The sequence below is a fragment of the Phytohabitans sp. LZ39 genome, assembly GCF_059359075.1.
Genome location: NZ_JCADBM010000013.1, coordinates 128,784 through 142,478 on the forward strand (window position 1 = coordinate 128,784; position 13,695 = coordinate 142,478).

Annotated in this window: 12 protein-coding genes; 8 read left to right on the plus strand and 4 right to left on the minus strand. The window is 73.6% G+C overall.

What is annotated here, in order from left to right; all coding sequences use genetic code 11:
- Positions 1-11: 11 nt before the first annotated feature.
- From AC5L36_RS24660 to AC5L36_RS24670, 3 genes are all read left to right on the plus strand, one after another.
- Complete coding sequence (locus tag AC5L36_RS24660) at positions 12-374, plus strand: hypothetical protein (RefSeq protein ID WP_441220341.1); 363 nt, start codon at positions 12-14, stop codon at positions 372-374.
- Between the two features lie 51 nt (positions 375-425).
- Positions 426-2,615, plus strand: a complete 2,190-nt coding sequence (gene secD, locus AC5L36_RS24665) for a protein translocase subunit SecD (RefSeq protein WP_441220342.1) — start codon at positions 426-428, stop codon at positions 2,613-2,615.
- A 118-nt stretch (positions 2,616-2,733) separates the two neighbouring features.
- Complete coding sequence (locus tag AC5L36_RS24670) at positions 2,734-3,228, plus strand: hypothetical protein (protein WP_441220343.1); 495 nt, start codon at positions 2,734-2,736, stop codon at positions 3,226-3,228.
- A gap of 22 nt (positions 3,229-3,250) precedes the next feature.
- Here AC5L36_RS24670 and AC5L36_RS24675 read toward each other — a convergent pair whose 3' ends face one another.
- Entirely contained in the window at positions 3,251-3,913 is a 663-nt protein-coding gene (locus AC5L36_RS24675; protein WP_441220344.1) for a hypothetical protein, read from the minus strand.
- Between the two features lie 60 nt (positions 3,914-3,973).
- Positions 3,974-4,411 (minus strand): GNAT family N-acetyltransferase, encoded by a 438-nt coding sequence (locus AC5L36_RS24680; RefSeq protein WP_441220345.1) that lies wholly within the window; start codon positions 4,409-4,411, stop codon positions 3,974-3,976.
- 277 nt (positions 4,412-4,688) lie between these two features.
- Between AC5L36_RS24680 and AC5L36_RS24685 the strand changes: the two genes are divergently transcribed.
- From AC5L36_RS24685 to AC5L36_RS24700, 4 genes are read left to right on the plus strand one after another with little or no spacing between them, the layout of a single operon-like run.
- Positions 4,689-4,943, plus strand: a complete 255-nt coding sequence (locus AC5L36_RS24685; protein WP_441220347.1) for an acyl carrier protein — start codon at positions 4,689-4,691, stop codon at positions 4,941-4,943.
- On the plus strand, positions 4,933-6,141 hold the full coding sequence (locus tag AC5L36_RS24690) for a beta-ketoacyl synthase N-terminal-like domain-containing protein (protein ID WP_441220348.1): 1,209 nt from the start codon (positions 4,933-4,935) through the stop codon (positions 6,139-6,141). Before AC5L36_RS24685 ends, AC5L36_RS24690 begins: the two co-directional genes overlap by 11 nt.
- A 1-nt stretch (position 6,142) precedes the next feature.
- Entirely contained in the window at positions 6,143-7,114 is a 972-nt protein-coding gene (locus tag AC5L36_RS24695) for a beta-ketoacyl synthase N-terminal-like domain-containing protein (RefSeq protein WP_441220350.1), read from the plus strand.
- Entirely contained in the window at positions 7,111-9,258 is a 2,148-nt protein-coding gene (locus AC5L36_RS24700) for an alpha/beta fold hydrolase (protein ID WP_441220352.1), read from the plus strand. Before AC5L36_RS24695 ends, AC5L36_RS24700 begins: the two co-directional genes overlap by 4 nt.
- Positions 9,259-9,552: 294 nt before the next feature.
- On the opposite strand, the gene AC5L36_RS24705 is transcribed toward AC5L36_RS24700, so the two are convergent.
- Complete coding sequence (locus AC5L36_RS24705) at positions 9,553-10,197, minus strand: LuxR C-terminal-related transcriptional regulator (protein WP_441220354.1); 645 nt, start codon at positions 10,195-10,197, stop codon at positions 9,553-9,555.
- Positions 10,149-11,450, minus strand: a complete 1,302-nt coding sequence (locus AC5L36_RS24710) for a sensor histidine kinase (protein ID WP_441220356.1) — start codon at positions 11,448-11,450, stop codon at positions 10,149-10,151. The genes AC5L36_RS24705 and AC5L36_RS24710 overlap by 49 nt, the downstream gene beginning before the upstream one ends.
- Positions 11,451-11,583: 133 nt before the next feature.
- Between AC5L36_RS24710 and AC5L36_RS24715 the strand changes: the two genes are divergently transcribed.
- Positions 11,584-13,692, plus strand: a complete 2,109-nt coding sequence (locus AC5L36_RS24715) for an MMPL family transporter (RefSeq protein ID WP_441220358.1) — start codon at positions 11,584-11,586, stop codon at positions 13,690-13,692.
- Positions 13,693-13,695 lie beyond the last annotated feature (3 nt).

Here is a 13,695-nt window from a genome sequence, read left to right on the forward strand (position 1 = left end):
CATTCACGAGCGTGACGGATTCGGCGCACCCGCGACGGGTCGCCGCGCTGCCCCTGCTCCTGGCCCTCTTCGTCACGCTCCTCGTCCCGCCGCCCACCGCGCGGCCCGCATCGCCCGCGTCGACAGCCGCCGGCGCGGGCGTCGCCGCTTCCGGGCGGTTCGCGGCGACCTCCGCCTGGCCGAGCGCGTTCGCCGTCGTCGCGGCGATCGGGTCCGCCGCCGCGTCCGCACCGGTGTCGGGCGCCGTCACGGCCGCCGCGATCGCGACGCTCGCGCCACCCGTGGCCGGCTGGTCCGTCCCGCTGCGCTCCACAGTGGAGCGAGCGGTCGGCGCGCCACTCCTCGCCTTCCGGGGCCGGGCTCCGCCTGCCTGACGGCACGCGTCGAGTCCACTTCACCCTTTCACCCAAGCGAGGAGAGTCATCGTGTCGCGCGCCAATGCCGCGCGCGCCGTCCTCGCCCTTGTCGTCATCGTCGTGTCCGGATGGCTCATCGCCGTCCGGCCGGCGCGGCTCGGGCTGGATCTGCGCGGCGGCACCCAGATAGTGCTGGAAACGAGAGACGGCGAGCTGGCCAAGGCCACCGCCGAAACCACGGACGAGGCGGTCGAGGTGCTCCGCCGCCGCGTCGACGCGCTCGGCCTGTCCGAGCCGACGCTGGCCCGGGCCGGCGAACGCCGCATCATCGTCGAGCTGCCCGGCGTCAGCGATCCGCGCCAGGCGACCGAGGTGATCGGCCGCACCGCCCAGCTCACCTTCCGCCCGGTACTCGCTCCAGGATCCACTGTGGACGGCGGGCAGACGCTGCCGGACGAGCGGGGGCAGCAGCTCCAGCTCGGGCCGGCCGCGCTCACCGGCAACCAGGTGGCCGACGCGGTCGCCGGGCGCGGACAGTTCAGTGGCTGGGAGGTACAACTCGACTTCCGCGACGCCGGGAAGGCCGCGTGGGCGAAGCTGACCGGCACCGCCGCCTGCGCACCGCAGGGCGACCCGACCCGGCGCGTGGCCGTCGTGCTGGACGACCGGGTCCTGGTGTCCGCCGAGGTGGACACCGAGACCCCGTGCGGCACCGGCAACGCCAGCGGCCGGGCCCGCATCACCGGTACGTTCACCGCGGCCGAGGCGCGCGAGCTCGCCCTGCTGGTCCGGGCCGGCGCGCTGCCCACGCCGGTCGAGATCATCGAGCAGCGCACGGTCGGGCCCACGCTCGGCCAGGAGGCGATCGAGGCCTCCGCGCGGGCGGCGATCATCGGGGTGCTGGCCACCGCGCTGTTCGTCGTCGCGGCGTACCGGCTGGTCGGCCTCATGGCAGCGCTGGCCCTGGGCGCCTACGGGCTGATCTCGTACGCCACCCTGCTCGCCTTCGGCGCGACCCTCACCCTGCCGGGACTGGCCGGCTTCGTCCTGGCGATCGGCATGGCGATCGACGCCAACGTACTCGTGTTCGAGCGGGCCCGCGAGGAGTACGCGACCGGCCGGCGCACGCCACGCTCCGCGCTGCGGACCGGGTTCACCAAAGCCTGGTCGGCGATCGCGGACGCCAACGTGACCACGCTGCTCGCGGCCGGACTGCTGTTCTTCCTCGCCGCGGGGCCGGTACGCGGCTTCGGCGTCACGCTGTCCGTGGGCGTGCTCGTGTCGATGTTCACCGCGCTCGTGCTGAGCCGCGTGCTCACCGAGGGCGCGCTCGGCCTCGCCCGCCGGCCGCGGTGGACCGGCCTGGCACACACCGGCTGGGTGCGCCGCGCCCTCGCCCGCCGCGAACCCGACATCATGGGCCGCCGGCGCCGCTGGCTCGCGATCTCGGCGCTGGCCGTCGCGCTCGCGGTGACCGGCATCGCCGTGCGCGGGCTCAACCTCGGTGTCGAGTTCACCGGTGGCCGGCTCGTCACGTACACGACGAGCGCGTCGTTGAGCCCCGAGGCCGCGCGGGCCGCGGTGGTCGGGGCCGGCCTGCCACGTGCTGTCGTGAACGCTCAGGGCACATCGGGGGTGAGCGTTCGCGCCGGCTCGTTCGACGACGCGACCGAGGCACGCGTGCGGCAGGAGCTGTCCGAGGCCGGGGGAGGCGACGTCCGGCGCGAGCGGGACGACCGCATCGGCCCCAGCCTCGGCGAGGAGCTGCGCCGCAAGGCCGTGGTCGCCCTGGTAGTCGCGCTCGCCGCGCAGCTGGCATACCTGGCGGTGCGCTTCCACTGGCGGTGGGGCCTGTCCGCGGTGGCGGCGATGGCGCACGACGTGCTGCTGTTGCTGGGCGTCTTCGCCTGGCTGGGCCGTCCGGTCGACGGCGTTTTCCTCGCCGCGCTGCTCACCGTCATCGGCTACTCGGTCAACGACTCGGTGGTCGTCTTCGACCGGGTCCGCGAGCTGGTCCGGGCCGGCCCCCGCGGCCGCAAACGGCCGGCGTTCGCGACGCTCGCCAACCGGGCCTGCCTACAGACCGTGCCGCGCACGGTGAGCACCGGCCTGGGCGCGATCTTCGTGCTTGTCGCGCTCGTCGCGCTCGGCGGCGACTCGCTGTTCGACTTCGCGCTGGCCCTGCTGATCGGCGTGGTCGTCGGGACCTACTCGTCGGTGTTCGTAGCCACCCCACTGGCCGTCGAACTGGAGCCCTAGACGGACCGGAGCGGTGCGGGTCGCGGCGGGGGCGGGGCGCCGCCGCGACCCTGCTAGGGTGCCGCACGTGAGCGGGGGCGCCTTCCGCGCCACGCGAACGAGCGAACCAGGAGACACAGTGACCGACGCTGACGTGCACCTCGTCGCCCAGCCGCGCATCGACACCGTCGTGACGGACTTCCACACGGAGAGCCGGCGGCTGCGTAGTGACTACGCCGGGATGGCCTGGATCGGCGAAGAGCCGGACGGCGAGACCGGCATGATGGGCCCCAACTACCGGCGCCGCATGGTCGACTCGCAGCTCTTTCTGCCCGACACCCACTGGTACGACGTGGACGCCCTCGACGACGTCGAGGTGCAGCTCACGGTCGGGCTGGTGCAGGTGCCCGCCACCGACCGCGGCACGCAGGGCCTGGTCGGCGCGATCGGGGAGCCCGAGGTCGACTTCTTCGAGCACCCGGTCGGCCTCGACGGCGTCGGCCTATGCCTGAGCCTCCACGGGGAGATCTGGTCGAACGTCGGTCTCTCCTACCGCGTCACCGTCCTGGCCCGCCCAGAAGCGCTCCTCCGTAAGGGGGACACCCCTCAGCAGGAGGAGGAAGACGACTCCTGACCCGACCGCGGCGTCGCCCGCGTCAGGCGCGCACCGCGGAGTGGCTCACGGTCGCCGCGGGCCGGGCCGCCACCACGTCGTCGATCGCGCCGGCGAGCAGGTCGCGGAGCGTCGTGTCGGGGTCGGGGATGCACGCCTTGGCGATGCCCTGCACCGCGAACTCGACGGTGCGCGGCGCGCCATGCCGCTGGTACATCCTCCGGGACACGGAGACGTCGTAGGTGAACCGGTGTGCCCAGCGTGCCGCGAGTGGCGCGCGGAGCAACGCACCCCGGCTGGACGGCCTGAGCGTGTCCGGCGGGCGGCCGTCGAGGCCCGCCAGCAGGCGGTTTCCGCTCAGCACCGAGACGGCCATCGCGTTTTGCATCTCGGCGGAGACGACCGGGAGGGCGGTCTCGGCGGCGCGCAGCGCGATCAGCGCGTCCCACCGGACGTCGTCGCTGGTCAGGCCGATCACCGAGGGGATCAGCTCGGCGAGGCGCTGGCGGCCGGGGTCGCTGGTGTGGTCGTTGACCAGGCGGGCGAGCGAGGCGAGCAGCGGGTGTGTGCAGGCCGGGTGGTCGCTCCACCGCTCTCCGGCGAGGTAGGACGCCATCTCCATGAAGCAGGCACCCTTGCGTGGGTTGCGGTGGCGGCCGCGGGACAGCAGCGGCATCGAGTCGGGCAGGTGGACGTCGGTCGTCATGGGCACCTCCAAGCCACAGGTGCGGGTCAGACTCCTCTCAGTTTCCCCCTTGTGGCCGCTCTAGTCACGGGCATTACCGTCCGCCCGGACTAGTGGGCGAATCCATCGCGTCCAGGATGAATCAGGCATATAACCGGCGGTGCGGTAGAGCTCGTGGGCGCCCGGGTTGCCGTCGTCAACCATCGCGTCGGAGCGGCGGCCGCCCAGCTCGACGAAGCGTTCCTCGGCGGCGGTGAGCAGCGCGCGGCCGATGCCCTGGCGGCGGTGGTCGGGGGAGACCGCGAGCCGGTAGATGTGGCAGCGCCACCCGTCCCATGCGGCGATCACCGTGCCGACGAACGCGCCGTCCGACTCGGCGATCAGCACCGACTCCGGGTCGTGGCGCAGCAGCCGGGTAACGCCGGCAAGGTCGTCGCTCACGCTGCGGCCATGGGCCGCCGCGGTCCAGAAAGCGAGCAGTCGCTCGGCGTCGTCCAGCCGGCCGGCGCGGATCTTCATCACTACACTCTTGCCCGGCGGCGCCCTGTATGTCGAGGACGCGTGCGCCAAAATCCCCGACCTCCGCCGCCATGTCCGGTGTGCAAGACCAAACCGCGGGACGCGCCCTGGTCGCGGCTCCGCACCCCAAACGACGCACGCCGTGTGCGACCGGCCGCGGCGGCCCCGTTGTCTGATCCCCGGGGTTGATCGTTCCGGCGAATCTGGCCGCTCCCAAAGACGGTTGACCGCAAGTACCGGGCCTGGGGAGGCAGTACGCGGTAAGGGGAGAGAGACCATGCCACAGGAGACGTCCGCAACGCGGCTGCGCGCGATGGCGGCCGAGGTGTTCGACGTACCGGCGGAGGAGATCACCGACGGCGCGGCCTTCTACGAGGATCTCGGCGTCGACTCGCTTCAGAAGGTCGACTTCGTCGTACGGATGGAGCGGCAGCTCGGTCTGAAGCTCACCGACGACGAGGCGGCCGGCATGCGGGACCTCGGCGGGGCCATCGCCATACTGCGCAGCCGGGGACTGAGCGTTGGACCGTGACGGCGTCGCGGTGTCCGGCGTGGGCGCGGTCTCGCCCGCCGGGCTGGGCGTGCACGCGTTGTGGCGCGCCATCGAAGACCGCCGGGTGCTCACCGGGCCCGTAACGCGATACGACCTGTCCGGCTACCCGACGCAACGGGCGGCCGAGGTGCCACCCGGCGCGGTGGCGGCGCTCGACTCGCTGGTGCCGCCGCACGAGTCGCTCGCCGCCCGCTACCTGGCCGCCGCCACGCTGGAGGCGCTCGGCGACGCGGGCCTGCCGGCGCACCGGCGGCGGGGACGGCTGGGACTGTTCGTGGGGACGGTCATGGGCACCCGGCCGCTGCTGGACCGGGCGATCGGGCGCGGACCGCTCGGCGTGGCCGACCGGGCCTGGGCGCGCCCCGACGAGCTGCTCGCCGCCGTCCGCCAGGTGGTCACAGTGGACGGTCCCGCGGTGCTGCTCGCGCCGGGCTGCTCCGCCGGCAACGAGGCGATCGCCGCCGGTGCCGCCGCGGTGGCCTCCGGCGAGGTCGACGTGGCGATCTGTGGCGGGGCGGACGAGCTGTCGCTGGAGGTGTTCGCGTTCTTCACGTCGATGCGGGCGCTCGCCGGCGACGAGATCCGGCCGTTCGACGCGGGACGCAGGGGCACGATGCCGGGCGAGGGCGCCGCGGTGCTCGTGCTGGAGCGGGCGGAACGGGTCGCCCGCCGGGGGCGCCGGCCACTCGCCCGGGTGCTCGCCACCGCGTCCGCCGCCGACGCGCACAACCTGACCCAGCCGCACCCGGACGGCGCCGGCCTGATCGTCACGATCCAGAACTGCCTCGACCGCGCGCGGGTCGAGCCCGACGACGTCGACTGGGTCTGCGCGCACGGCACGGGAACCCCGGCCAACGACGCGGTGGAGGCCCGGGCGGTCGCCAAGGCGCTCGGCGGCCGGCGGCGCCCGGTGGTCTCCTCGGTCAAGGGACAGCTGGGCCACGCGGAGGGCGCGGCCGCCGTGCTCGAGGCCGTTATCGGGGTACGTGCGCTCGCGCATGACCTCGTGCCCGGCAACGTCACGCTGCTCGACCCCGACCCGGAGTGCGCCGGCGTCGACCTCGTGGAGCCGGGTGGCCGGCGGGGACCGGTGCGCCGGGTGCTGAGCCAGGCGTACGGCTTCGGCGGTGCGGTCTGCACCGTGCTCCTGGGGAAGGGGACGCCCGATGCCGGCTAGCGTGACAGTTCGCGGCGCCGGCCTCCGGCTGTCCGAAGTGGACGATCTGGCGGGGCTCGCCCGCTGCCTTTCCGCCGCACCGGTCACCGCCCCGGTGCGCCGGTTCACCGCGCCGGACACCGTGCTGGCACCGGTGGAGCGGGCCGTGTACGGGCCGGTCGAACCCCGCGTGCCGGCCCGCGCCGGCTCCCGCGGGCTGCGCAGCGTGCCGCACGAGTCGCTGCTCGCCCTCGGGTCGGCCGCGGACACCCCTGAGGCGCAGGCGCGAAACGACACCACGGCGGTGGTGTGGGCCAGCTCCACGGCCGGGCTGCCGGAGTACGCCACCGTGTGCGCCGAAGCGTCCACATTGGATCCTGGCTTCGTCGCGCCCGCGCTCGGGCCGGCGTCCGCGTACAACTGGCCGGCCGCCACCGTCTCCATCCGCCTCGGCCTCGCCGGGCCCAACCTCACCCTCACCGGCGGTGCCACGGCGGGCATCTCGGCGATCGCGGAGGCGATGCGGCTCATCGCCTCCGGCGACGCCGGCGCCGCGGTCGTCGGCGCTTCGGCGGCCGTGACCCGCTGGAGCCTGACCGCCGCCCAGGACCACCTCACCCCGGCCGAGGGCGCCGCCTGCCTCGCGCTGGACCCGGCCGGCGGGCCCGGCGTCACGCTGCGCGACTGCCACCGCACCGACCTCGTCCGCGCGACAGCCCGCGTGATACAGGCCGCCGCACGGCCGGAGACCCGCCCGGACGGCCTCGTCATATCCACATTGGACACGCAGCTCGTCGACGCGCTCGCGTCCGGACAACCCTTCCCCGTCTGGCACGTCGAGCGGGTGCTCGGCGACCTCGGCGCGGCGGGCGGGTTTCTCGCGGTGGTGGGTGCCGCCGCCATCTGCGCCACCGCTTCAGGCCCCACGAACATCCTCGCCCTCGCGGTCGAGCCGTGCGGGAGCACGGCCAGCTTGGAGGTTTCGTCATCGTGAACAACAACATCGTCGAGCACCTGCTCTCCGCCGGTAAGCCCGACGCGACCGCGTACGTGGACGCCGGCGGGCAGGTCACGTATGCCGAGCTGGCCCGGGCGGTGCACGCGTACGCGGCACGGCTCGACGGCTCCGCCTTCCGGCCGGGCAGCCACGCGCTGATCGTCGCCGACGACTCGATCGCCACGGTCGTGGCGATCCTCGGCGTGTGGTGGGCCGGTGGCGTACCGGTGCCGGTCAGCCCGATGCTCACCCCGGCCGAGATCGAGTTCATCGCGGCCGACTGCTCCGCCACGTACCTGCACCTGGACGAGCGGGCCGAAGAGCGCCTGCCCGCCACGGGCGCCCTCGACCTGCCCCGCGGCCGGGCCGACCGGATGGCGCCCTACGACGGCGAGATCCCCGCGCCCGCGCACCAGGGCGACGGCGACGTCGTGCTGATCCAGTACACGTCCGGCAGCACCGGCCAGCCCAAGGGCGTGCTGCACACACGCGCCGGCATCGACAGTGTCCTCAGTGGATTCGGCCGGATCCTCGCGCTCTCGCCGGCCGACACCGTGCTCTCCACCGCCAAGCTCTCCTTCGGGTACGGCTTCGGCAACTCGCTGCTCTTCCCGCTCGCCGCGGGCGCCCGCACGGTGCTCAGCGCCGGCCCGCCGGACGTCTTCCGGGTCGCCGCCACGCTCGCCGCGCACCGGCCGACCGTGCTGTGCTCGGTGCCCCGGGTGTACGCCGCGCTGCTGGAGCGGGTCCGGCACGGCGAGGCGCTCGCGTTCGACTCGCTGCGGCTCGCCGTCTCGGCCGGTGAGCACCTGCCCGCGCCGATGTGCGGCGAGTTCGCCCAGGTGTGCAGCGCCCCGCTGGTCAACGGGCTCGGCGCGACCGAGGTGCTGCACATCGTGGTGGCGACCAACGGCAGCCGTCCCGGATCGACCGGCATACCTGTGCCGGGCGTGCGGATCACCGTGCGGGACGACCAGGGCGAGATCGTGCGCGACGGTGTCGAGGGGCGGCTGCACGTCTCCGGTGGCTCGGTCGCGGCCGGCTACCTCGACCGCCCGGAGGCCACCGCCCGCACGTTCGCCGACGGCGGCGCGTACACCGGCGACATCGTGCGCCGCGCCGCGGACGGCGACCTGGAGTACATCTGCCGGCGTGACGACCTCATCAACGTGGGCGGGTTCAAGGTGTCGCCGTTCGAGGTGGAGGCCGCCGCCCGCGATGTGGACGGGCTCTCCCAGGTCGCTGTCGTGGGCGCGCGGGACACGAGCGGGCTGGAGCAGGCGGTCGCGTACCTGGTGCCGGAGAACGGCGTCGACCGGGCCGTGCTGCGCTCGGCCGCCCGCCGCGCCTTCCGCGACCAGCTGCCGGTCTTCAAGCGCCCGGCCGTCATCGAGGTCGTCGACCAGCTCCCGGTCACGTCGACCGGCAAGCTGGCCCGCTTCAAGCTGCGTACCGGCGAGGTCGACGTCACGCTGCGGGTGCTCCGCGAGGGGCAGGGGCGGACCGTGATCTGCCTGCCGTACGCGGGGGGCTCGGCCGGCTCGTACACCCGGCTGGCCAAGCACCTGCCGGAGTCGTGGCGGGTGGTCGCCGGCGAGGCGAACCTGCGCGGCCCGGTCACCGTGCCGGACGTGGCCGACGCCTGGTGGAAGGCGATCACGCCCTATCTGACGGAAGGCACCGTCCTCTTCGGACACAGCCTGGGCGCGCTCGTCGCGGCCGAGGTCGCCAACCGCGCCGGCGCCGGTCTGGAGCCGGCGCACGTGGTGCTCTCCGCCCCGCCGCTGTCCGGTGCGACCGCCAAGGCGATCCGCGCGCAGGACGACGCGGAGCTGGTGGCCGACCTGACCCGCAGCGGGCTGATGCCGCCGACCACGCTAACGGCGGACGAGGTCGGGCGGCTGCTGCTCCCGCGCTTTCGGCGTGACTTGTCGCTGGTGCCGGACGAGTGGACGCCGTCGCTGGAAACGCCGGTGCACGTGCTGGTCGGTGCCGAGGACACACTCTGCACGCTGCCCGGCGTCGCCGCCCGCCTCCGCCCGTCGATGGTCGCCAGCACGCATGTGGTCGACGGCGGTCACTACTTTGTGGTGACCAACCCGGTGCAGACCGCCACCGTGCTGGCTGGCCTCTACCCGTAGACCGGCGGGGCGCGGGAAGAGGCCCCCCGCCCGCCCGCCGTTGCCGCGGCGGGCGGGCGGGACCTGGCTTCACTTCGTGGGCACAGCGCCGGTTAACGCACGCCGGGTTTCGCCATTGGGGACCGTGGGCGAGGGCCCGTGGCGTGGTCTCGCCCACGGTCGCCGCCGGCCGCTCCGGCGGTAAGCCCAGACGCAGCGACTGGCCCCTCGAACATCGCACCTGGAAGCCCGGAACGCTTCGTGCGAACGGACGACCGGTTTTGCTTGCGCTCCCGCCAAAACTGTGATTGGGGTTCAGGCGTTCAGGTAGGCGACCACGGCGAGCACGCGGCGGTTGTCGTCGTCCGACGGTGGCAGGCCGAGCTTGGTGAAGATGTTGTTGATGTGCTTGCCGACCGCCTTGTCCGTGACGAAGAGGCGGCTCGCGATCGCGTTGTTGGAGCGTCCCTCGGCCATCAGGCCCAGCACCTCGCGCTCACGCGGCGTGAGTGCCTTCAGTGGCTCCTCGGCCGAGCGGCGGGCGAGCAGCTGGCCCACCACCTCGGGGTCGAGCGCGGTGCCGCCGGCGGCCACGCGCTTGACCGCGTCGACGAACTGGCTCACGTGCGAGACGCGGTCCTTCAGCAGGTAGCCGACGCCGCCCGTGCGGTCGGAGAGCAGCTCGCGGGCGTACAGCTGTTCGACGTGCTGGGACAGCACGAGCACCGGCATGCCGGGCACCTGCTCGCGGGCGGCGATCGCCGCCCGGAGTCCCTCGTCGGTAAACGTGGGTGGCAGGCGCACGTCGACGACGGCGACGTCCGGGCGGTGCTTGAGGAGCGCGGGGAGCAGGGAGGGGCCGTTGTCGACCGCCTCGACGACCTCGAAGTCGTACGCGTTGAGCAGCCGGATCAGCCCGTCCCGGAGGAGGGCAAGGTCTTCGGCGATGACAACTCGCACGGCAGCTCCATGGTCACGACGGTCGGGCCGCCGGGCGGGCTGCTCACGGCGACCGTTCCATCGAATGCTGCCAGGCGCCGTTCCATCCCGCGCAGGCCGGTGCCTCCCTCGGGGTTGGCGCCGCCGATCCCGTCGTCACTGACCGTCATGCCGAGGCTGCGGCCGTCGTGCCGGACCAGCACCCAGGCGCGGGTGGCGTGGCTGTGCTTGACCACGTTGGCGAGGGCCTCGGCGACCGCGAAGTAGCCGGCCGACTCGACCGGCGCCTGCGGGCGCCCGGCCAGCTCGATGTCGACCTCGACCGGGATGGGCAGGGTGAGCGCGAGCGCGCGCACCGCGCCGTCGAGGCCGCGCTCGGCGAGCACCGGCGGGTGGATGCCGCGGACCAGGTCGCGCAGCTCGGACAGGGCCTTGTCGCTGGCGTCGCGTGCCTCGGCCAGCAGCTTTTGCGCGGCGACCGGGTCGCGGGTGACAAGGTCTTCGGCCAGGCCCAGGCTCATGCCCAGCGACACGATCCGGGCCTGCGCGCCGTCGTGCAGGTCGCGCTCGATGCGGCGCAGCTCGGCGGCCTGCGCGTCGACGGTCTCCGCGCGGGTCCGGGTGAGCACCCGGACCCGCTGGTCGAGCACCGCCTGGCGGGTGGGGCCGAGCAGCAGCTTGGCGAACCGGTCGTGCAGCCGCAGGATCGCCGGCGCGGCGGCCAGGCCGAGCGCGAGGACGAGGACGCCCTGCGGGATCGCCACGATGCCCTCGAACGGGATGTCGATCAGCCAGCCCGGCCCGTAGTGGTAGCCGTCGACGAACTGGAGCACGGTCGGCATGACCAGGATGCCCTCGACCCCGTATCCGACGATGGCCGCCGGCAGGATGCCGAGCGCCAGCGTGATCGGGGAGCTGAGCAGCCACAGCAGGTCGCGCCAGGTGGCCGGGTCGCCGAGCATCCACCGGCAGCGCTGCCAGGCCCCGACCACGCCGAAGGACTCCATCGGCGGCCGCGGCTTGTACGGCGCGGGGATCTCCACGCCGGACCACTGGCCGGCCAGCTTGCGCCGCTCGTTGGCGAGCCCGCGGACCGCGACGGTGACCAGCGGCACGAGGAAGATGCCGACGCCGAAGACCGAGATGAACGAGATCGAGACGATCGACAGGACGAGGAGCACGATCCCGCCGACGTAGAAGACCAGACCCACCACGAAGCTCCGGACGCTCGCGGCCAGGCCGCGGCTCACAAAGCGGGTCAGCTCCTCGTTCACGCCACCCATTCTGGCCGACCGGCCGGCGATTGCCGGTAGGGCTAGGCCCACCCCCCTCGGGGTGCTGTGCCCAGTGTCCGGCGGCGGCACCGGCCGAAGGATCGGAGGCAGTCATCCAGAGGAGGAACCCAAAATGTCGTGGCACTGGATCACCAGACTGCCGTCCGGCCGGCGTACGAAGTTTCTGGCCCTCGCGCTGTGGCTCGCCATCGCCTCCGCGGTCGGGCCGCTCGCCGTCAAGCTCGCCGACGTGGTCACCGACGACGCGGTGGCGTGGCTGCCGCGCACCGCCGAGGCCACGCAGGCGTACGAACGCGCCGAGGCGGCCTTCCCCGGCTCCGACCGGCTCGTCGCGGTCGCGGTCTACGCCCGGGACAGCGGCCTCACCGGCGCCGACCGGGCCAAGGCCGAGGCGGACCGCACCGCGTTCGCCCGGTACGCCGAGGGCGGCGAGGTGCCGCCGGCCATCGTGAGCGACGACGGCAAGGCGCTGCTGATCTCCTTCCCGCTCGCCGGAGACGAGGACCAGCAGACCGACTCGACCGGCGCGGTACGCGACCAGCTCGCCAACGCGCCACCGGCCGGCCTGCGTACCGGCCTGACCGGCTCGGCCGGCGCCACCGACGACCTGTTCGACGCGTTCGGCGGGATGGACATCACGCTCGTGCTGGTCACCGCCGGCGTGGTCGCGCTGCTGCTGCTCTTCACCTACCGCAGCCCGATCCTGTGGCTGGTGCCGCTGATCTGCGTCGGCGTGGCCAGCCAGGTGGCGAGCGCGGTGGTCTACCTGCTGGCCAAGCACGCCGGGCTGACCGTCGACTTCCAGGGGCAGAGCGTGCTCACCGTGCTTGTCTTCGGCGTCGGCGTCGACTACGCGCTGCTGCTGATCGCCCGCTACCGCGAGGAGCTGCGCCGCCACCGCGACCGGCACCAGGCGATGGGCGTCGCGCTGCGCCGCTCGTTCCCGGCGATCCTGGCCTCCGCGGCGACGGTCGCGCTCGCCCTGCTCTGCCTGCTCGCCGCGGACCTCAACTCGACCCGCAGCCTCGGCCCGGTCGGCGCGATCGGCATCGCCGCCGCGTTCCTCGTCATGACGCTGCTGCTGCCGGCCGTGCTCGTCCTCTTCGGACGGTGGCTCTTCTGGCCGTTCGTGCCGCGCTACACCCCGGACGCGGTCGGCCACGACGTGGCGGAGGACCACCGCGTGTGGGGACGCGTGGCGGCGTTCGTCGGGCGGCGTCCGCGCGCCGTGTGGGTCGGCACCGCCGTCGCGCTCGCGGTGCTCACGCTCGGCGTCGGCAACCTCAGCATGGGGCTGCCCGGAGGCGAGACGTTCACCAATGAGGTCGGCTCGGTCACCGGCCAGAAGCTCATCGCGCAGCACTTCCCGGAGGGCTCGGCCGCACCGGCGGAAATCACCGCGCGATCCGCCACGGCGGACGGCGTGACCGCGGCCATACGTGGCGTCGAGGGCGTGGCGTCGGTGCAGGCGCACGAACGCTCCTCCGACGGGCAGTGGACGATGGTCCGCGCGGTGCTGGCCGCCGAACCGGACAGCCCGGCCGCCAAGGACACCGTGGAACGGATCCGGGACGCCGTGCACGCGGTCCCCGGGGCGGAAGCCCTCGTCGGCGGCGAGACCGCGATCCAGCTCGACACCGCGGCCGCGTCCCGGCGGGACGAGCGGGTGGTGATCCCACTGATCCTCGCGGTGGTGTTCCTGATCCTCGTGGTGCTGCTGCGCGCGCTGGTGGCCCCGCTACTGCTGATCGGCAGCGTGGTCCTCTCCTACGCGGCCGCGATGGGTGCCGCCGCCTTCGTCCTGGACGCGATGGGCTACACCAAGCTCTTCGACGGCCTACCGCTCCAGACGTTCCTCTTCCTGGTGGCGCTCGGCGTCGACTACACCATCTTCCTGATGACCCGCGCCCGCGAGGAGGTCGGCCAGCTAGGCCACAAACGCGGCGTGCTGCACGCCCTGACCGTCACCGGCGGCGTGATCACAAGCGCCGGCCTGGTGCTCGCCGCGACGTTCGCCGCCCTGTCGATCCTCCCACTCGTGCCGTCGGTGCAGATCGGCGTGATCGTCGCGGCCGGCGTACTGCTCGACACGTTCGTGGTCCGCAGCCTGCTGATCCCCGCACTGTCGGTGCACCTGGGCAAGAAGATCTGGTGGCCCAGCCGCCCGGCCGCCGCACCCTCGGCCGAAACACCGGCGCCGCCCATGCTCAGCCGCGTCTGACGC